Genomic DNA, 20478 nt, shown 5'->3' with positions numbered 1-20478 from the left:
AACGAATGAACGGTTTTTTGGCTAAACTCTTAAATGATTTTGTTAGACTTCGAGATTTAACCAATCTGCCTTACGAAGCTGATAATGGTTATATTGTTCCTCTTCAATCTCAATCTCATCGATGAAGAGAAATTGGTTTTTCAGAATGACTTTGTTAGACGACTTGTTCTCTAAGAGTGCAATTGCGTTTAAATTTTCTACTTCAGTATTTTGAAATAGAAACTGAACAATACCTCGGACAGCTTGAGAAGCATAACCTCGATTTCGATGTTCTTTCGAGATTGCATACATGATTTCTCTATTCGGATTCGGTAGTTCATCTTTTATACCAGAACAACACCATCCGATAAGTTCTCTTCTCTCTTTCAAAACAATCCCTAATCTCAAAATGAGTTCCTCGACATGTTTTCCCTCTTGCACTCGCTGAATAAATTCATTGTTGGTTGGAATTTCGTAACTTATCAGCCATTCTTGGCGAACTTCCTTTGGAACATTCCACCCTGGTAAAAAGCCATGAATTTCAGGCTGCCATGTGAGTTCATGAATACGCTCAAGGTCAGAAGGTCGATATTCCCGAAGAATAATATCTCCACATTCAATAGAGAGTCTGTTATTTATGGTGTCATTAGATTGCATTATATCCTCCTATAATTTATGTACGATTTCTATTTTGGAGCGCAATTCTAGTAAATTCGGTTTAAAGGATAAATTCCAGGAAAGCTTTTGAATAATAACGCTTGTATTTTCTCGCTAAGCTCCACACCAATTTCAAATTCAGATACCTTATCTATTCTCAAATGACTCCTCCTAAACGAAGATATTGATCTAAACCTTTATACATTGCCTTTCTATACGGGTTCGCTAAAACCCTTTTATATTAACGCAATAGATATCTACATGATCCTTAGCACTCTGCTCTCTGTTGATTAATTCAGGTTTCCCAAGCCGGTAAAATAACGGCCTTAATCACTTAATCCCAGTACGTAGAAAATAAAAAGAAACACCCTCATGGGTGTCCCTTTTCGTTCACTCTAAATTTTAATTTCATGAGAATCTGGTCGTTCACTTCGTCGCATTGTTGTAAACTTCATCCGTGACAGGTTCTAGCCATTCAGGTGTACCTGCAGTAATCGCTATATGTTCAAACCAGCTGTTTTTTGCGGCACCATGCCAGTGTTTTACACCATCATGCGTAACAATAACATCGCCGGCTTTCAGGAATTGGGCAGGTTTGCCTTCCTCCTGATACCACCCTTCTCCACCGGTAACTAATAATATCTGGAATCCGTCACGGTGAATGTGCCAGTTGTTTCGGCATTCAGGCTCAAAGGTCACGTTCCCTACGCCAACATTCACTTTCGGATCTGCAACCAGAGCTTGAAGATAGCTTTGTCCCACAAAATATTGTGCATAAGCTTCATTCTTCTCTCCTACCGGAAATATAACGCCGTTCTTTACCTCTTCATGTTTTGTCATATTTGATTTCTCCAATCTGTTGATTATAATTATTTCTCTTCATTTTCCGGAATCACTTCATTGATGCAAGCAAGTGCATTTAGTGTTCTTGGAAAACCCATATAAGGCAGACAATGTGTGATCGCCGCAATCAGTGTTTCCTTGTCATTTCCCACATTAATATTTCCCTGTACGTGTGCCCTAACTTGGCCTTCGGCACCTCCCAATGCACTGACCATAGCCAGTGTTAACAATTCCCGGATTTTCAAATCAAGTCCGTCACGGGTATAGAAATCACCGAAGCAAAAAGCCGAAAGGTATTCCTGAATATGCTTCTGGTCCGAAGGTGCACTTGCTCTCATTTTTTCAATGACATCCCCAAAAATCTCAATCTGTACAGCAAGCCCTTTTTCCAAACGACTCTGTTCCGAAACCTGGCTTTGGCTTTCAATAGGCAATGCAATATTACGGAACGTGAACACCTCGTTCACTTCATGAATAGCGTTTAATGTTTTCGGAAAACCGATGTATGGGGCACACTGGTAAACGGCCTCTTTAATTTCAACCGGAGTCACCCCAACATTCAATGCCGCACTTACATGAGCCTTAAGCTGAGGTAATGTCTGATTGACCGTAAGGACCACCAGTGTCAGCAGCTCCCGCTGAATGTCCGTCAGCGTACCTTGATAGAACACTTCTCCAAAGATAAAACGGCTTAAGATGTCCTGAAATTCAGGATCTGTTGCATAGGCAGAGGGCACGCTCTCACCAAATAGTTCTTGGTATTTTTCCTTGCTCTTTTCGATTCGATCCAAGTGCTTCGCCTCCCTGTAGGCTTCTATTCTATTATTTCTGTGAAGGAAACATAAATGATGGAGATAATACATATTGATGCGTTACCGCACATGTGTATAATATAAAGGGAAAGTAATGCAGCTTCAATAAACAAACCGTCTTCATTCGTGCGCTATTGCACAAATTTGAAATAATGTGCGACTACCCTTTGGAAAGGAGCGAAGCCTCATGTCCAAATTAAAATTGGATCGAAGAGTGCAAAAATCTCAAGATGCAATTAAGAATGCATTCACTCAACTGATGTCTGAGAAAAATCTGGATCACATTACGATTCAGGACATTTCGCATCGGGCAAACGTCGGTCGTAGAACGATCTATGATCATTACATGGATAAATTTGATTTGCTCGACAAACTTATTGAAGAACACATTAACGAGCTACGCAGAATATGCGAAGCCGCATCTGACTTAAGTTTTGCAGAGGGAAATCTCCTCTGGTTTGAATACTTTGAACATCATCTTCCCTTCTTTTCAGCCATGTTATCAAGCAAGGGCGCCTCTGTATTTCGTCATCATTTTCTTGCATTTGTTATTGAAGAATTAGAGGGCGAAGTGAATATAACCGAAGGAATAAATCAGGGATTAAGCAAGGAGATCATTCTTAATTTCTTTGGAGCGGCAATCGTGGAGATCGTCGAAGCGTGGCTTACCAATGGAATTTCGGAGTCAACTCAGGTTATTGCAGAACAAGTAGGGGTTTTGTTGGATCGGAATTTCTAGGAACGAGTTACAGAATGAGATATCACAGCAGAAGGAGCATTGAGCCATGATTTTTATTACCAAAAAATTGATGAATCGGCTAACTCAATCTTATAGAGAACCTGACATGTACATATGTTATTGCACGCCGCAGAGCTGGTCAGCGAAGACAAGCCGGGCTATATTGCTCATAAATGAAGATAAATTAATCATCCTTTTCCTCAATTTTTTCTCGACTAAAGTCATACATAAAGTTGAATTCCAAACAGCAGAATTACAAGATCAAACCTATCATTCTGGAACCTTATTTTCTGCAACATGGTCATTCCACGTTCAAGGCCAGCGATGGAAATTCATGATTCCCAGGAAAATCCTTACGCTGGGCTCGATGCAGAGCGACTTTTTGAATTTTATGAAACTGCGTATCTATCATTAATATTGAAATCATCACTTCGATCTCCCGCAGCATGAATAAGAGCAGTCGATCCAATGAATCGACTGCTCTCCTGTGTTAAATCAACAGCTGTTCAACCAATTGAGCTTGAGCATCTGCATATAACTTTATTAAACTGCAAGCACCCGTACAGCTAAACATGTCGATGAAGCTTGGTGTTACACTCCGATGTTGTCGCAGTGACATACTCCATGTAATTCACTGAACCTTGAAAATTCAGATACGCTTCATAACGCATGCGGATGGCAGGTAGTGTAATATAATCCAGCACCTGTTCCTTCGGAACCCACCTGCACTCGCTCGTTTCCTCAGATGAAGCTAATTCTCCACCTTCTAATTTACATACAAAATCAAACATGACCTTTGTCGGAACATCCGTCACACCGTCATACCACTTATGTACTGCTGTATTCGAGACAACACTAATCAAATGACTAACACTGGCGTCTATCCCGCTTTCTTCCTTGATCTCACGGATCACGCCATCAATCAGGTTTTCTCCTACTTCAGTAATCCCGCCTGGGTACACCCAGCCATCGTCATGGGCCTTTACTAACAGGATATTTCCATGTCCGTCTTCTACAATTCCGCCTGCCGATACAATATGCGTTGGAAAAACCATCTAATCACCCCCTCAACAGTAAATCTGTATATAAATTCCACATCCTTCATATAACTTCCTGCATAAACCACATATTCCTTTTCCCTGATGCTTAGTCCATTCAACTTTTTGATACAAGCTGCGGGAAATGTGATATGGTCTAGAATGTATTTGTTGCATAACAAACGCACTACTTGCTGAGGAGAAGATTACAAGTGAATGAGATTCAAGGAATTGAGAAACCACACAGATTAACCGATCCACTGGTTGTAACCCTAGTCGCAAGCCTATGCTGCTTGTTATGGGGAAGTGCTTTCCCATCTATTAAACTAGGGTATATCGCTTTTAACATCATGCCAGAAGATATTGGTTCCAAATTTGTATTTGCAGGGTATCGATTTATACTTGCAGGATTGCTGCTCCTGACCCTGTACCGCTTGATTCGAAAACGGAAGTTTGCTCTATCTGGACGGCAATGGACCAGTCTCACTATGCTGGGAGTCATGCAAACAGGCCTGCAGTATATGTTTTTTTACATAGGTGTATCCAATACGACTGGTGTTAAAGGCTCCATTGTGAACGCAACAGCAACCTTTTTCAGTGTGGTGCTAGCCCATTTCCTGTATCAAAATGACAAGCTAAGCAGTAAAAAAGTTATTGGCTGCGTGCTGGGATTTATCGGTGTCATTATTGTCAATTTCAATACCGATCTACTTTCATTTTCCGTTTCGTTTACAGGTGAAGGCTTCGTCATTGCAGCTGCATTCATATTTTCCATTACGGCCATCTACGCGAAGCATTTAACCTCTTCCATGGATGTATTGGTTGTCACGGGTTTCAGCCTGTTTGTCGGCGGATTGACGCTGGCTATGCTGGGTCTGCTGCTGGGCGGACAGGTAACACATTTCACCCTGGAATCCACCAGTAACTTAGTTTATTTGGTACTCCTGTCATCCGCAGCATTTTGTTTATGGAATATGCTTCTTAAATACAACAAAGTAGGAAAAGTGTCTGTATACAACTTCCTTATCCCCGTGTTTGGCTCATTGCTATCTGCTGTATTTTTGGGCGAAAGCATTATGGAACTGAAGAATCTGGTTGCTCTCCTGTTCGTGTCGATCGGCATTTACATCGTGAATCGAGCAAGCTCTGCATAGCATCCGGCTGTTTGTAAACAATCTTTCCCGTAACGATAGAAAAACCAAGTTCATCTCCTCTTTACGGGATCGAACTTGGTTTTTCTTTACCTTATCTATTAATTTCGTGCCTGGTTAACCCTGGCAATAAGTTCATGAATAACATCATCAGGTGAACGCTCATTCATCCATTGTTGACCGAACATTTGAAATACTTTGATCATAGGGAAGTCTTCCCAAAATCCCACAAATTCCTCGTTAAGATATACCTTATCTGTAACATGCTCGTTCATGTCATTCAGACATTTTTCCAATTCCGCTTTTGCTGCCGGATCACTCATCCATTCGCTCAGAAGGCTGAATTTGTGAAACGTAATCTCTTCTTTCCCGAAGTCACAATGGAGACGTTCCGTGATTCGGATGTCTTTGGACGAGCTGCCCAGCGAAATTTGGAAGTATCCAGTCTCTGCCACCCAGCGGTTATACTTGGTGTTATAGTACGAAAAATCTCTCTCTTCCAGATCAAAGGTAATCTTGCGTTTCTCACCGGGCTCCAGTTCGATTTTGACAAAGGCTTTTAACTCTTTCTCCGGACGAGTCCATGTGCACTCTTCATCGTGTACGTACAATTGAACGACTTCTTTCCCTTTGCGCTTACCTGTGTTTTTTAACTGGAAAGAAACGGTGACGCCGGTGTTCGTCTGAGCCACTTCCAGATCCGAATACGAGAACGATGTATAGGACAATCCGTGCCCAAACGGGAATTGAGGAGCCAGTTCTTTCCGGTCATAGTATCGATATCCTACAAAAAGACCTTCACGATAATACAGCTTGCCATTCTCTCCGCGAATCCGCATATGGGACGGGTTGTCCGATAGCTTCACAGGGAAGGTCTCCGACAGCTTACCCGATGGATTCGTGTGTCCGAATAATACATCTGCAACCACTTTACCCATGCCTTGCCCCGACAACCACGAGTGAATCACACCAGGTACATGCTGTACCCATGGACGCATCGCGAGTGCGGTGCCGCTGCTGGTTACGACAATGCACTTGGGCTGAACCGCGGCTACCGCCATAATCAATTTCACTTGATGCTCGGGAAGGTCAATGCCTTGCAGATCATGCATCTCCGATTCGGCATATTCCGGTTGGCCAACAAACAGTACAGCAACATCAGAATTCTTGGCTAATGTGACGCTCTCCTGAATTAACTCATCGTGAATGGAGTCATCCTCCGGGTATCCTTCTGAATATCCCATCGTAATATTCTCGCCGGCCAGATTCTTTATCTCGTCCCACGGAATGTCTACTCTTGTCGGCGTTACCTTCGCACTGCCTGCCCCCTGAATTCGAGGCTTCTTGGCAAACCGCCCAATCACGGCAATGGACCCCAATGATTCCGGCTGCAGCGGAAGAATCGCGTTCTCATTTTTCAGAAGCACAATACTTTCGGCTGCCGCTTTGCGAGCAAGTGCATGGTAATCCGCATCTTCAGAAGTCTCCTCGCCTTTGTTGCCCGTTACCCGCTCGACCAGCTTCAAAATGCGACCCACGCTTCGATCCAATTGTTCTTCGGAAAGGCTTCCGTTTCGAATCGCCTCAATGATGGCTTTGGCATTGTAATGAGCAGGACCTGGCATCTCCAGATCAAGTCCAGCCTTCAGTCCGCGTATGCGATCATTGACAGCTGTCCAGTCGGATAGAACAACGCCTTCATAACCCCACTCTTCTCTCAAAATGTCATGCAGCAAATGCTCGTTCTCACTCGTGTACGTTCCATTCAATAAGTTATAAGAACACATAACCGTCCAAGGATCGGATTTCTTAATAATTCGTTCGAAGGCGCTCAGGTAAATTTCGCGCAGTGTCCGCTCGTCGATTTCCGAACTGGTCACCATTTTCTCAAACTCCTGGTTGTTTCCCGCAAAGTGTTTAACAGAAGCACCTACACCTTCGCTTTGAATCCCATTAATGAATGCTGCTCCAAGTTCACCCGTCAAGCACGGGTCTTCCGAATAGTATTCGAAATTTCTACCGCCAAGCGGTGTCCTTTTCATATTGACACCCGGTCCAAGCAGCAGCTCTACATCCATGGCTTTCGATTCGCGTCCTAGAGCCACACCGACCTCATGCAGCAATTCCGTGTTCCACGAAGAACCGATGGCCGAACCCGTAGGGTAACAGGTTGCAGGTACATTTTCCGTTGTGATGCCCATTTCTTCATCGCTGTTCGTTTTACGGATGCCGTTTGTTCCATCGTACATATGAACTGGCGGAATGTTCAACCGCTCGATACCCTTCGTCATCCACATATTCAATCCCGCGCAGAGTGAAGCTTTCTCGGCCAGAGTCATTGCCGACAACAATTCATTAATCGATTTATCCATAGTACTCACCCTTTTTATTTAATTTTGTTCCTGTTCTTTCTTCAGTTCCTGTGCATCATACAGTTTGAAAAACGGAAACCATACCACAAATACAATCAGCAGGACCACCGCCAGCAAAATAAGACCATTAAATCCAGACATAATGTAGGTGGACAAGCCGATCGGCGTGTACCATAGCTGGAAGATCTGGCTCGGGATCCGCACCCAACCCCAGTCGAGAGCCAAGTACACAATCACCGGAGTGATAAGCGCGTTGATCCACATGGGCACCATAAGCAGCGGATTAAAGGCAATCGGTGCTCCGTACACGACAGGTTCATTGATGTTGAACAAGGACGGAATGATGGTCGCTTTGCCGACAGATTTCAGTTTTTTCGATCGTGCCATCAGGAACCAGACCACTAACGGCAAGGTCGCTCCCATCCCCCCAATACCAAGCCATCCAGAGAAGAAGGTTTCAAATGTGTTGATATTGACCGGATCTTGTCCAGCTGCAACAAGAGAAGCATTCTGTTCAATTGCAGGTATCCAGATTGCGTACCAGATCGGTGTCATCACCCATGGGCTCACGCCGAAGGAATAGAGGACTACGCCGATAAAATTAAATAATAAAAATCCGGTTAAACTTTGTCCCACAGCATTGATCGGCTCAAATATGTTTACAATCAGTCCAAAAATATCAAAATGAAGCTGATATACGAGAACCCATCCTGTGGTTAATACCAGAGCGATCGGTACGAGAAAGTCGAACCAGTCCATAATGAATTCGGGAAGTGAAGACCCCTTTTTGAAGAACGAAAATTTGTTGCACAGGATCATCACAAGCGCAACGAATACTCCCACCAAGAGTGCTGTGATCATTCCCGAAGGTCCAAATCGTTCAAGGATGAACTGAATGGTACCATCTTCGTTTATTGTCGGATTAAGCAGCATAGCGAACAGGGATACCCCCGTCATTCCCGCCAGCAGTTTGATTTTGTGCCGCTCCTTTTTTTCCATCACCACATAAGGCGTCAGGAAAGCAATAAACAACCCAAGCAAACCGAAACTGAACGTCGTGATCGGTGTCAGGTCCGGCATTCCCGGAATAAAGTCCTGCAAAATTGAAATCAATGTAATAATCGAACCGATGAAAATCATCGGAATGGCGACCATAATGGCTTCTTGAATCGAAGAAACCCAAATATTATTCGTAAACGCCTCCAATCTTGGCGCAAACGAATCTGTCATCCATTTCATGAACCGCTTCATCCAAACTCCCCCTGTCTTCCTCTTAGCTGCTACAACCATAGTATATCGATTCGTGTGAACGCTTTCTTGTTGGAACTTGCCACTTGATGGTTCGTTTTTTGTCCATTTCTAGTCCTACGTTCTAGCTTGCCTGCCTGTACAAGAAATAAACAACAAAAAACATCCCTCCATTACAGAAAGGATGCCTTAAGGATACTTTTTTTAATATTGTCTATTTAAAATGAGCAGCACCACGCCATGTGGCGGGAGCAAAATCACTCTACGCCAACACTCATCTCTAATGATCTCTGTCCTCATGAAGGGGCCGCTTCTGTTGTTTAGATAAGAGATCTCTTCTTCCGTTAAGGCGTATGGCGATCCCATGCGTGTCCACTCATCAAATACGGAGCCATGATCCCGATCGAGTTGATAACTGGTGCATTTATAAGGTCCTGGGAGCTTGTTAAGCGTAAGTTCAAAAGCTTTGCTGCCCTTCTCCTCAAATACGTCATAACGGGTTGAACAGGATAATTCGGACCAATCTCCACTCGCAAACAGCTGATCTACATGCACATAATGATAGAACAGAAATTGCATGCTTCCGTCACTTTTTCGCGTTCCGACATAACCGTCTCCCTTGAATAGCAGCTCATCACCCAGCTTCTGCATAAGCTCAAATGCATAATAGCTAGGTTTCTTCAGACCATCGCGATTGATCAGGCCAAAGCCTCCATAGAAAGGAGAAGTAGGAACGATACTTTCTTCGAATACATCGGTAAAAGACCAAAAAGCCATGGCTTTCACATCACCGAGTGTATTCATGGTGTGATAAATGACGAACGGAGCCATAAACATGGTATCGTGCAGCAAGTTACGGTCATACAGCGAAAAATTCCACTCGGTGACATGGAGTTCAACATGATCGTACGAAGACGCCTTCATTTTCTGCCGAAGAAGATCAATACTTTCCTTATAAAAAGATGGCGGCATGATTTGAGTTAATCGATCCTCTTCAACTTTTAGCTTGGGATACTCTGAATAGATATGGAACGAGAAAAAGTCGAGAGCAACTTCATGCTTCCTGCAGTATGACAGAAACTCCTCAGCCCAGGTGTCGTTCCAAAGAGATCCATAACCCATCGCTGGGCCCCCCACTTTCAGATCGGGCAATACCGTTTTGATAGCATGGGCGGTCAATTCGTAAAAAGCGAAATATTCTTCCTTGCTTCCTGCCCAACAAACACCAGCCAGGTCAGGCTCGTTCCATACTTCGAAGTACCACTTCTTCACTTCTTCCGCCCCATAACGATTCAAACAGTGCCTGATGAATTCGCGAACAAGTGCCTGCCACTTGGCAGGGTCGGATGGCGGACTAATATTCCCCCTCCACCAAAACAACGTTTCCTTGGATCTCGCCAGCTGGCTCGGCATAAAGCTTAATTCCACGAATGGCCGAACTCCCTGAGCCAGCAGGAAATCATACAACTTGTCCACATAAGACCAGTTATAGACAGGAGCGCCTTGCTCCGTTTCACTGTACACCATCATCTCATCATTAAATATGCCGTGAAATCGAATGTACTGAAAAGGGACTTTGCCTTTCAAAGCAGACAGCTGATTCCGCCAATCTTCACGCAAACCTTCGATGGCTCTCCCCGCCGTCATGGTGATATTCCAGTGCTTTTCGTAGACGAACGACGTCTGATCCGCACGAACCTCAATGCTGGTTTGGTCTGACAGATGCGCAGACGATACAGGCAGCATCTCCTGATTCGCGTTGCCCTTGGGATCCAGATATCGATACAGCGAGCCAATTGCGTTCAGCGTTTCCATCTCGTAATAATCTCCGCTAGAAGATTCCTCATACGTTTTGGGTTTGCGGTTCACATTCAACTCATGGGGCTCCGGTGTACGCGAAGCTTCACGGTAGGAACCGGGCGTGCAGCCGTACTTTTCCTTGAAGTATTTGTTAAACAGCTTGATGTTGGCGAATCCGCAATCCAGTGCGATTTCGGATATTTTTTTATCATTTGCTGCCAGCTGGGCCTGAGCTTTCTCCAGGCGAATGAGGGTCAGATACTTTTGGAAAGGTATCCCGATCTTGTCCGTAAAGAAGTGGGAAAAATAATGCAAGCTTAAATGCTCGGAATGTGCCATATCCTGCAGCGTAATCTTCTCATTATAGTGAATATCAATATATGTGAGGACCCTGTTCAGCCGTTTATAGTCATAATCCTTACTTCCTTCTTCCTGCGTCGGATTCGTTCCATCTGAAAAATACCTCTGCAGGAAGCCGCATAACATCTGTAATCTGCCCATTGTGAAATTTTGATACCCCGGCGTTTTTTTGTTGATCTCCCAAACCATCTGCGCAAGATGTTGTTTGATGCTATGCAGCCGGGGAACGTCCTGCTCTACGTTCAAGGCAGAGTTACAGGAGATAAACGCATTATCGTTCATCAACTCCGGACCAAACTGCAATGTTAATAACACGTTGTCCTGATTGGTTCGTTCCATCTTGTGCACGGACATGCTGTTTACCACAATCAGATCATCTTCATGCAATGTATACTGCTGCTGGTCCAGATACATGTTGATTGAGCCATGGAGAACATAGACAACCTCCACTTCCTTATGCCAATGGAAATCGATATGTTTTACTGAGTTCACGAAGAGTTTCATCGGCAGATCGTCGTGATGTTGAATAAACTCATATAGATAGCGAATGGTCTGCACCTTCCTTCATACCGCTTATTATAGACACAGCATTTTGAAGATATCAATGTGCAGGTCAGTTTCACGTCCGTTACATTCATTGTCTGTCTTTTTTGGAGCCTCCCTACATTGTTCTTTAAGAATAACAAAAAAGCCGATCAATTATACTCCATTGATCGGCCTTTTTTCCTAACTATTCAGACTACCTACTTCATATCAAAGTCCCTTATTTCTTACCAACCGCGATCGGACATGCGCTCATCCGCAGACAATTTGGAAATCTCGATCCCTTTCATCGGTGCACCCAGGTTTTTGGACACTTCCGCAATCAGTTTGTAATCCGTGTAATGTGTTGTCGCTTCAACAATGGCACGAGCGAACTTCTCAGGGCTATCCGATTTGAAAATACCGGATCCAACGAATACGCCGTCTGCGCCCAAATGCATCATAAGTGCTGCATCTGCCGGAGTAGCTACCCCACCTGCAGCAAAGTTAACAACTGGAAGCTTGCCATTCTCATGTACTTCGAGCAGAAGCTCATAAGATACACCCAGGTTTTTCGCTTCAGCATACAACTCGTCCTTGGACATGTTTTGGGCTTTGCGGATTTGGCTGTTAATCAGACGCATATGACGAACCGCTTCAACAATATTGCCTGTTCCCGGCTCACCTTTGGTACGAATCATCGATGCGCCTTCACCAATGCGGCGAAGAGCCTCTCCCAGATCTTTGGCTCCACATACAAATGGTACAGTGAACTCATGTTTATCAATATGGAATACTTCGTCTGCAGGTGTCAATACTTCACTCTCATCGAGATAGTCCACGCCCAGGGATTCAAGCACTTTGGCTTCGATGTAATGACCGATACGCGCTTTGGCCATCACCGGAATGGATACCACTTTCATAACCTCTTCAACGATCGTTGGATCTGCCATGCGAGCTACACCACCGGCTGCGCGAATATCAGAAGGTACCCGCTCAAGAGCCATAACAGCTGTTGCCCCAGCCGCTTCCGCAATTTTAGCCTGTTCCGCATTCATGACGTCCATGATGACGCCACCTTTTTGCATTTCAGCCATTCCTCTTTTAACACGATCTGTACCTGTTTGCATGATTGTAATCCTCCCAGTTTAACTTTTGATTCATTTCAAAAAGGACATCTTATTTCAACAAAGTAAATGATCTATTTTTCGATGCCACTATTGTTTCCCCTTAAACTATGAATTAGTATAAAATGAGAATGGATACATAAAAAGATCCAATATCACCGGATTTTATTGTACCACTTTGAATGTGTTGAACCACTTTATACAACCATTGGAGGATCTATGCAATTTCATTTAGCGTACAGTTCATATTTGAACCGACAATATACCAAAATGAAGGCTCTCTATCATGCGGTTCGTGACGCTATTCATGATGGTAACCTCGTATACGGCGAAAAGTTACCTTCCACAAGGGAGTTAGCAGCGTCATATCACATTTCCCGGGGAACCGTGAACCAGGTCTATGATACGTTAACTGCCCAAGGTTACCTTCAGTCAGAGCACGGCAGAGGTACCTTTGTTGCTTATCAAGCGGATTTAAGCAATGAGGATTACCAGGTAAAATCCTGTACTCATCACTTGTCAGCTTGGGGAAACCGTATCCAACAGCTTGAGCAGCAGACTGCCCAACAAACGGCAAAAGCTCGTGATCACAGCAAAGAGAACAGCGAAGTGATCGACTTCAGCAAATATCAGCCGGATCTTTCCAAGTTCCCTTACGATGAATGGAATAATCGATTGTATGCAGAGATACGGCATCGTGAGGAGAACGTTATTCATGCTTCTGCCTCTGTTAGCTCAACAGGAGACCCGAAATTAAGAGAAGCCATTGCTGCCTACCTGCGGAGAATGCGGGGGATTCATGTAGATGCGGATCATATCGCCGTTACTGCAGGTTCCATGCAGGCTATAGCGCTGCTCACTCAGTTGCTCGCAGACCCTGGCGACCATGTTGTGACGGAAAGCCCTTGTTATGTCGGGATTTCTCAAGCCATTATGGCTGCAGGCGCCAAGTTGATTGAAGCGAGTCTCGATGGTCAGGGACTGGTTCCCCAAAACTGGGATGCACGTATGTTGTTTGTCACGCCGTCGAGGCAATTTCCAACAGGCGAAATGCTTAGTCTTGAACGCAGACAAACCCTGCTGGACTGGGCACATCGCCGGGATGCCATGATTGTCGAGGATGATTACGACAGTGAGTTCCGATACCGCGGAATGCATGTTGAACCTCTGAAAACACTCGATAAAGAAGGACGCGTCATTTACCTTGGAAGCTTCACCAAAACATTGCCTTTTGAAGTCCGGCTGGGTTATGTGGTCCTCCCTCCCACCTTGGCAGACACCTTTCGAAAGGCCCAGGCTTTATATGAGCCAAGACCTGTCAATCTAATTGAACAGCGGGCGCTCGCCGCATTTATGACAAGCGGTCAGTATGAGCGCCATCTGCGCAGGATGAATCGTCTGTACAGCCGCAAGTTCCATATGCTACTCAAATTATTGAATCAGCAGCTCTCTACATGGTTTGATTGGGTGGAAAATGAAGCGGGTCTGCACGTGTTCGGCTGGTGGCGAGGTACAACCTCAGCTTATGAAGCCTTTCGGTCATCCGCCAGATCGGAAGGGGTGCACTACTCGGAAGTCAGCAGCTCAACATCGGATGGCATAAAGGTTGGTATTTATTTATCATTTGCCCATTTGTCGGATGCACAAATACAGGAAGGCGTTGCGAGATTACAAAAAGCTGTAATGTTCTAGTCTTATCTTGAGGCAATTTGACTCTTTAATAGCAGTAAAAAAAATCCCCTCATGTGTGGCAGGAAGAACTCACGATTAGATGTGATTTCTGATTGATCCTGTCACCCCGAGGGGATTTTTATGATTAATGCCTGGGGAATGCTTAATGTATAATGTGCCTATTTCATTTCATTCTCATTGCTTATTTATTAAATGTTACCTTCTCCAAACCGCCTTCAAGAATGATCGATGTATCCCGTGGTTTCGTTTCCGCGATTTTGCGGCCGCCTCTGTACGAGTAGAGCACACCGGCTTGTTTACGGATGGCTTCATATTCATTCTCTGCTTCCAGAACGATGAAGTTGGCCGGCTTGCCTTCTTCAATACCGTACACATCCTCGATGTGGAGCGTTCTTGCGCTGTTTTTGGTAATCAGGTCAATGGAATTCACGATTTGATCGTAACCAAGCAGCTGCGAAGCATGGATACCCATATGCAGCACTTGAAGCATGTTACCTGTACCGAGTGGATACCATGGATCGAAGATGTCATCGTGACCGAAGCACACGTTCAGACCTGCTTCCTGCAGCTCTTTGACACGAGTCAGACCTCTTCTTTTCGGATACGTGTCGAAGCGTCCCTGCAGGTGGATGTTAACCAGCGGATTGGAGACGAAGTTCAGGTCCGCCATTTTCAGCAATCTGAACAGCTTGTACGTATATGCATCATTGTATGACCCCATCGCCGTCGTATGACTCGCAGTCGTACGGGAACCCAGTCCACGTTCATAGGCTTCCTTGGCAACGACTTCGACAAAACGGGATTGCTCATCGTCTATTTCATCACAGTGAATGTCGATTAGACGGTCATATTTCTCAGCAAGGTCAAATGCAACCTTCATGGAATCGACGCCGTATTCTCTCGTGAATTCGAAGTGCGGAATGCCTCCCACAACGTCAACGCCCATTTTCAGCGATTCTTCAAGCAGCTCCACACCGTTCGGATAGGAATGAATACCTTCCTGCGGGAAAGCAACAAGCTGGATGTCAATGTAAGGCGCCATCTCTTCTTTTACTTCAAGCATCGCTTTAACTGCCGTCAAGCTTGGATCTGTTACGTCCACATGTGTCCGCACATGCTGGATGCCCTGCGCCATTTGCCATTTCAGCGCCGTTTTGGAACGAGTTTTAACATCTTCATGCGTCAGAAATGCTTTGCGTTCGGACCACCGCTGAATGCCTTCGAACAACGTACCGCTCAAATTCCATTCCGGCTCACCTGCCGTTAACGTTGTATCCAGATGAATATGAGGCTCGATGAACGGTGGCAGTACAAGCGAACCGCCCACATCGACGACTTCCTCATTCGCAGCAGCAGCTGGCTCCTGCGTGATTTGTTCGAACTTCCCGTCTTTTACGACGATATTCCATAGACCTTCTTTACCCCGCAATTTCGCGTTCTGTATAATCATTTATTTTCCCCTTTTCTTTGGATTCTTTCGCAGATAGGATCAGCATAAGTACAATGTAGGCTACTGCTGTACCAAGAAGTGCATTCAACGGCGTTACTCCTGGTGCAAGTTGAGCGAAAGCCACACCGATCGCCCAAGCCGCCATCGCTATCCAGTTTACCGTTTTGAACGTCATCTCGGCAAACGGTTTATAATTTCTGCGCTTCACGAAGAAGTAATCTGCAATGATAATGGCCCCAATGGACGGTACGGCTGCGCCGAGTACGTTCAGGAAACCAACGAAGTTGTTGTACATCCACATCGCAAAGATGGTACCCACGATGCCGTTAACGATAACGAAGAATTTCTTCGAAATTTTAGTGATGTTGGCAAAACCAAGTCCCGAAGCATATAGAGCATTGTCGTTCGTTGTCCAGATATTCAATCCCAGAACGATGATTGCAGGAATGATCAAGCCTTGCAGGAACATGACTTCCGAAATATCTGCCAGGTTATAGGCCATGGCGCCGACTGCACCGAACAGGAACATGAGCGAGTTACCCAGGAAGAATGCAATGACGGTTGCGGTAACTGCCTGGCGTGACGTACGGGAGAACCGGGCAAAATCTGGCGTTAACGTACCCCCGCTGATAAATGATCCTATACAAATGGTTAGTGCTGCTGCTGCAGTGAGCGACTGTGCCGGCGTGTAATCAAACAATCCTTGCAGGCCACCCAGCGTGTCTGCACCTTCGAACATGGAGTAACTCCCGAGAATGGCAATGGCCGGAACCGCGATATAACCCAAAATAACAAGTGACTTCATACCGTAGATTGCAGATGCCGTCATGGCGAGACCAAACACAAAGATTAGCAGGTACACATTCCAATCCATCGCTTTGGCAACAGGAATCGCGAACATCGCTACGCCAACACCGAACCATCCAACCTGCGTGAATCCGAGCAGGAACGAAGGCAGATACGACCCTTTCTCACCGAATGCATATTTGGCCAGCAAATGTGTGGACAAGCCTGTCTTCGCCGCGATATGTGCCAGTGCTCCTGTATAGATCCCGAGCACCAAATTACCCGCAAGCACGATACCAATGAACTCCATAAAGGTTAAGCTGACACCAAGCGTCCCTCCTGCCAGCATGCTTGCTGAGAAGAACGTGAACCCCAGCATAACGGACAACGTCTTCCAAAAATGATTTCTCTGCGTTTTTGGCACTGCCTGCCATGAAAATTCTTGATCTTGTTTGCTCATCAGAATACCCCCAACTTAAAGTGTCCTGATACCAAAAAGCAGAAAAAAGAGGCTACTCGTCAGGTCATAACTGACAAGTAGCCTCTTTTTTGCATCATAACCCGCGCGAAGACGCAGAGCATCCCTGAACGGAATATGCCCTGTTTCATGCGTGATTATAAAAATCCGCTGCCCTTGCCAGCCTCTCTGGACTGAATTAAAGGTACCAGTATTCAATTACGTTCTATTATTTTGGAAAACGCCACAGATGTCAATGTCATTATTATCCAAACACGATAAAACAGTTATGGAATCAACTTTTCTTCTTAGACCTTCTTCATGTTTTCAGCGTGAATAGCCCTTCATATCTTCCGTTAACGATTATCCTTGCATCCTTGTTCTCAACAGATCCAACCTGTGATAAACTGGCCTTGCTTGATCTGGTTAAGTCTGAAAGGTGTGATGACCATGGCATATAAACTTGATACTCAAAACAAAAACGTACGTTCATGGAAGCAGCAATCTATTTAAAGGAGATGTCACGTTAAAATTGACTATGGAGAAATTTGATTATAGGTCAGAGACAGAGCGATTAATCATCAGACCTTTACAGAAAGACGATTATATCAATTGGTTGAATGAATTCGAAAACCGCTTCCCCTCCCAATACCGTCATGATCAAGGGAAAGTGGACATGACTGAATGTACACGGGATTGGTTCCATCATCTGGTAGATCGACATCAAGAGCTAGCATGCACAGATGCGGTTTATGTATTTGGGGTGTTTAGAAAGGAAGATGGTACACATCTGGGTACGATTGATATTGCAACCTTAGCCAGAGCTAATTTTCAATGGGCAAGCTTCGGCTATACAATCCATAATCAATATTGGAGGCAAGGATACGGCAAAGAAGCAGTAAAAGAAGCCCTTAATATGGCATTTGAACATTTGAAATTTCACCGTATAGAAGCCCATATTAACTTGGATAATATCCCTTCGATAAAACTTGCTGAGCGCGTAGGTATGGAATTTGAATGTATACGCAAAGGCTTCATACACGAATATGATGAATGGACGGACCATTTGGTTTATTACAAAAATATCAATTAATCTTTTCCACTGGTGAATTCAAAGATCAAAAACAAAAGACGGACTCCGTATGGTGGAATCCGTCTTTTGTTTATTTTTTTGATTATTATCAATATGCTTTAATTCGTTTTCACTGGCAACTTGCCGGTAGCTTCTTGATGACCAAGCAGTACATTGATTCCGGCTTCTGTATTGGGTTCCTGTTTGCCATAAACAGCAAGTCCTGAGCGAATGTTCTTCAGATATATCGTTTCATAGGGATTGCCGAGCGACAACAGCGTGTAGCGTTGATTTCGAGTGTTCATCTCATTAATTAGGGTTTGATAAGCGCTCCATCCAAACTGGCTGGCCACGTTACGGAACTGGTAGGAAGCCAGGATGACATAATCGGCTTTGGCAACCGTCTCTTTCGTTTGAGCTTGTCCAATTAGGGCAATGTCCGTCTTTAACGACAGGTTTTTTGATGCCTGCTTCAGCTGTCTCTCAAGCTGTTTGGCTTGCTCTTCCTCCGCTGCAACAATGACGACCCGATCTCCTTGTTGCAATGAATCCGGGCGTTTACCGTCACGGCTGGCCAACAGGGTGACTGCGCGCTCTGCAATTTCCCGCTCCACCTCGCGATGTCCCTCTGAACCGATAACTTGGTTAAGCTCGGCCAGCTTAGACGTAAGGCTTTCACTGCGTTCAAACAAGCCATACTTCGCTTTTAGTTCCAAAATGCGCTCAACGGATGCATGAATGGTATCAATCGGAATCGTTCCGTTCTTCACTGCATTCACGAGTGTTTGGTGAGCAGCGGCACAATTCTGCGGCATTAGGATGATATCCACACCGGCATTGACCGCCCGTTCTACCGCCTGATCTTCACCAAAATGCTCCGCTATCCCATCCATGGTGAACGCATCTGAAATAATGATCCCCTCATATCCAAGCTCTTCCCGAAGCAGACCATTCAATACCTTTTTGGATAACGTGGCTGGAACAGGCACCCGTTGTCCATCTTTAAGCGAAGTGACCTGTTCGTTGTCTATGGCAGGAAAAGCAATGTGAGCAGTCATGATCATCTCCACCCCGTTTTCGATTGCTGCCTGAAAAGGTTTCAGCTCCACCGAATCGAGCCGCTCGCGGTTATGCGTCAGGACCGGCAATCCGAGATGGGAATCCACCATCGTGTCCCCGTGTCCTGGAAAATGCTTAACTGCCGCAATGACGCCAGATTGCCGCAGCCCTGTTATCGTTGCGAGACCAAGTCTGGTGACCAAATCTGCATCTGAACTGAATGATCGCATTCCGATGATCGGGTTGTCCGGATTGCTGTTAATATCGAGCACTGGGGCAAAGTTGATATTCAGTCCCAGTGCTTTCAGCTCTTCGCCCGTCAGCTGTCCTGCCGCTTCAGACAGGGCTGAATCTCCGGTTGCACCTAGAGCCATTTGACCCGGTAAATTGGTACCGCCAGGGATTCGCTTAATCACGCCGCCCTCCTGGTCAATGCCAAGAAACATTGGAATGTCCCCTGCTTCCTTTTGCAGATTGTGCGTGAATGTTGTGATCTGCCGAGTGTCCACAATATTTTTATCAAAAAGGATTAAGCCACCCAGATCCTGATTATGGATACTGCTTTTCAATCCTTCATTGACTGTCGTTGTCACTTTACCGTTCCACTGCCGAATGTCAGGCATAAGCATCTGACCGACCTGCTCACTCACGGTCATATAAGAAATCAGCTTGTCCCAATCCTGAGCCTGAATGGCTGCCTGGCGTTCGAACTGAATCAATCGTGACATAAATACGGCATATTCTGCTCGCGTGACCGTTTGATTCGGACGGTAGGTGCCATCTGAATATCCGCCGACCAAACCATTGGAGCTCATGACGAGAATGGGCGCTGCTGCCCAATGGCTTTCCGTATCGGACCAATTGGCGGTTTGCTTGCCTTCCGATAGAGAATATGCGCGTGTTAAGAAAGCTGCAGTTTCAGCGCGGCTAAGCGGTGCATCTGGACGGAAGGAGCCATCCGGGAATCCGCTGGCCAGTCCATTTTTAGAAGCGATCGCAATTTCTTTAGTAAAGGCGTGTGTCTCTGGAACATCCGAGTAAGTCGTACCTTCAGCGGGCTTCTCTAGCTGTTCAGGATATAGCTCCCGTACCAGAAAGGTGACAGCCTGTGCTCTTGTGACAAGCCCTGCGGGTTTAAATTTCCCATCTCCATACCCTGCGACGGTTCCCCGCTTCGCCATATACTCAATACCATCTTCTGCCCACTTGGAATACTGTAAATCATTAAAATGCTCTTCGGCTGCTGCATTTCCCGCCCATATGAGCATAGAGCTGAGAACGGCGCCGAATATGCCTATCATTTTTCGCTGCATTT

General features: G+C 45.2%; 15 protein-coding genes. 4 read left to right on the top strand and 11 right to left on the bottom strand.

Annotated elements, in window-relative coordinates; genetic code table 11:
- Nucleotides 1–42: 42 nt before the first annotated feature.
- From CHH60_RS01035 to CHH60_RS01025, 3 genes are all read right to left on the bottom strand, one after another.
- Nucleotides 43–636 carry a GNAT family N-acetyltransferase gene (locus tag CHH60_RS01035; protein WP_095357465.1) on the bottom strand — a complete coding sequence of 198 codons (594 nt, stop codon included), beginning with the start codon at nt 634–636 and terminating at the stop codon, nt 43–45.
- Between the two features lie 426 nt (nt 637–1062).
- Nucleotides 1063–1476, bottom strand: coding sequence for a cupin domain-containing protein (locus CHH60_RS01030; RefSeq protein ID WP_095357464.1), 414 nt, complete (start codon nt 1474–1476; stop codon nt 1063–1065).
- 29 nt (nt 1477–1505) lie between these two features.
- Nucleotides 1506–2270 carry a carboxymuconolactone decarboxylase family protein gene (locus CHH60_RS01025; protein ID WP_095357463.1) on the bottom strand — a complete coding sequence of 255 codons (765 nt, stop codon included), beginning with the start codon at nt 2268–2270 and terminating at the stop codon, nt 1506–1508.
- 208 nt (nt 2271–2478) lie between these two features.
- Between CHH60_RS01025 and CHH60_RS01020 the strand changes: the two genes are divergently transcribed.
- A complete protein-coding gene (locus tag CHH60_RS01020; protein ID WP_095357462.1) occupies nt 2479–3030 on the top strand; it encodes a TetR/AcrR family transcriptional regulator in 552 nt (183 codons plus the stop codon).
- 566 nt (nt 3031–3596) lie between these two features.
- Here the strand turns inward: CHH60_RS01020 and CHH60_RS01010 are convergent.
- The gene (locus CHH60_RS01010; protein ID WP_095357460.1) at nt 3597–4085 is read right to left on the bottom strand and encodes an NUDIX hydrolase; all 489 of its coding nucleotides are present in this window, start codon (nt 4083–4085) and stop codon (nt 3597–3599) included.
- A 194-nt stretch (nt 4086–4279) separates the two neighbouring features.
- On the opposite strand from CHH60_RS01010, the gene CHH60_RS01005 reads away from it, so the two are divergent.
- Complete coding sequence (locus CHH60_RS01005) at nt 4280–5221, top strand: DMT family transporter (protein ID WP_095357459.1); 942 nt, start codon at nt 4280–4282, stop codon at nt 5219–5221.
- 98 nt (nt 5222–5319) lie between these two features.
- Here CHH60_RS01005 and CHH60_RS01000 read toward each other — a convergent pair whose 3' ends face one another.
- The 4 genes from CHH60_RS01000 to pdxS all read right to left on the bottom strand — a co-directional run bounded on the left by CHH60_RS01000 (nt 5320) and on the right by pdxS (nt 12653).
- On the bottom strand, nt 5320–7590 hold the full coding sequence (locus tag CHH60_RS01000) for a beta-glucosidase (protein WP_095357458.1): 2271 nt from the start codon (nt 7588–7590) through the stop codon (nt 5320–5322).
- A gap of 18 nt (nt 7591–7608) precedes the next feature.
- Nucleotides 7609–8841, bottom strand: coding sequence for a PTS sugar transporter subunit IIC (locus CHH60_RS00995; RefSeq protein ID WP_095357457.1), 1233 nt, complete (start codon nt 8839–8841; stop codon nt 7609–7611).
- Between the two features lie 201 nt (nt 8842–9042).
- Complete coding sequence (locus tag CHH60_RS00990) at nt 9043–11490, bottom strand: GH39 family glycosyl hydrolase (RefSeq protein ID WP_095357588.1); 2448 nt, start codon at nt 11488–11490, stop codon at nt 9043–9045.
- 278 nt (nt 11491–11768) lie between these two features.
- Nucleotides 11769–12653, bottom strand: coding sequence for a pyridoxal 5'-phosphate synthase lyase subunit PdxS (gene pdxS / locus CHH60_RS00985; protein WP_212676968.1), 885 nt, complete (start codon nt 12651–12653; stop codon nt 11769–11771).
- Between the two features lie 213 nt (nt 12654–12866).
- Between pdxS and pdxR the strand changes: the two genes are divergently transcribed.
- Nucleotides 12867–14339: a MocR-like pyridoxine biosynthesis transcription factor PdxR gene (gene pdxR / locus CHH60_RS00980; RefSeq protein ID WP_095357456.1), complete on the top strand. Its 1473-nt coding sequence runs from the start codon at nt 12867–12869 to the stop codon at nt 14337–14339.
- A gap of 181 nt (nt 14340–14520) precedes the next feature.
- Here the strand turns inward: pdxR and CHH60_RS00975 are convergent, their stop codons facing one another.
- Together CHH60_RS00975 and codB are read right to left on the bottom strand one after the other, a co-directional pair.
- Complete coding sequence (locus tag CHH60_RS00975; RefSeq protein WP_095357455.1) at nt 14521–15789, bottom strand: cytosine deaminase; 1269 nt, start codon at nt 15787–15789, stop codon at nt 14521–14523.
- Nucleotides 15758–17035 (bottom strand): cytosine permease, encoded by a 1278-nt coding sequence (gene codB, locus CHH60_RS00970; RefSeq protein WP_095357454.1) that lies wholly within the window; start codon nt 17033–17035, stop codon nt 15758–15760. Before codB ends, CHH60_RS00975 begins: the two co-directional genes overlap by 32 nt.
- A gap of 535 nt (nt 17036–17570) precedes the next feature.
- Between codB and CHH60_RS00965 the strand changes: the two genes are divergently transcribed.
- A complete protein-coding gene (locus CHH60_RS00965; RefSeq protein WP_095357453.1) occupies nt 17571–18125 on the top strand; it encodes a GNAT family N-acetyltransferase in 555 nt (184 codons plus the stop codon).
- A 98-nt stretch (nt 18126–18223) separates the two neighbouring features.
- Here CHH60_RS00965 and CHH60_RS00960 read toward each other — a convergent pair whose 3' ends face one another.
- Nucleotides 18224–20476, bottom strand: coding sequence for a glycoside hydrolase family 3 N-terminal domain-containing protein (locus tag CHH60_RS00960; protein WP_095357452.1), 2253 nt, complete (start codon nt 20474–20476; stop codon nt 18224–18226).
- Between the last annotated feature and the right edge of the window lie 2 nt (nt 20477–20478).

Source organism: Paenibacillus sp. 7523-1 (assembly GCF_002276415.1).
Lineage (GTDB): Bacteria > Bacillota > Bacilli > Paenibacillales > Paenibacillaceae > Paenibacillus > Paenibacillus illinoisensis_A.
Note: the sequence above shows the minus strand (reverse complement) of the source record. Positions and strands in the feature narration are given on the sequence as shown.

Bases quoted from the DNA above. Each gene is read 5' to 3' on its own strand.
- CHH60_RS01035 (WP_095357465.1), bottom strand. From the start codon at position 636: ATGCAATCTAATGACACCATAAATAACAGACTCTCTATTGAATGTGGA.
- CHH60_RS01030 (WP_095357464.1), bottom strand. From the start codon at position 1,476: ATGACAAAACATGAAGAGGTAAAGAACGGCGTTATATTTCCGGTAGGA.
- CHH60_RS01020 (WP_095357462.1), top strand. From the start codon at position 2,479: ATGTCCAAATTAAAATTGGATCGAAGAGTGCAAAAATCTCAAGATGCA.
- CHH60_RS01010 (WP_095357460.1), bottom strand. From the start codon at position 4,085: ATGGTTTTTCCAACGCATATTGTATCGGCAGGCGGAATTGTAGAAGAC.
- CHH60_RS01000 (WP_095357458.1), bottom strand. From the start codon at position 7,590: ATGGATAAATCGATTAATGAATTGTTGTCGGCAATGACTCTGGCCGAG.
- CHH60_RS00995 (WP_095357457.1), bottom strand. From the start codon at position 8,841: ATGAAGCGGTTCATGAAATGGATGACAGATTCGTTTGCGCCAAGATTG.
- pdxR (WP_095357456.1), top strand. From the start codon at position 12,867: ATGCAATTTCATTTAGCGTACAGTTCATATTTGAACCGACAATATACC.
- CHH60_RS00975 (WP_095357455.1), bottom strand. From the start codon at position 15,789: ATGATTATACAGAACGCGAAATTGCGGGGTAAAGAAGGTCTATGGAAT.
- codB (WP_095357454.1), bottom strand. From the start codon at position 17,035: ATGAGCAAACAAGATCAAGAATTTTCATGGCAGGCAGTGCCAAAAACG.
- CHH60_RS00965 (WP_095357453.1), top strand. From the start codon at position 17,571: ATGGAGAAATTTGATTATAGGTCAGAGACAGAGCGATTAATCATCAGA.
- CHH60_RS00960 (WP_095357452.1), bottom strand. From the start codon at position 20,476: ATGCAGCGAAAAATGATAGGCATATTCGGCGCCGTTCTCAGCTCTATG.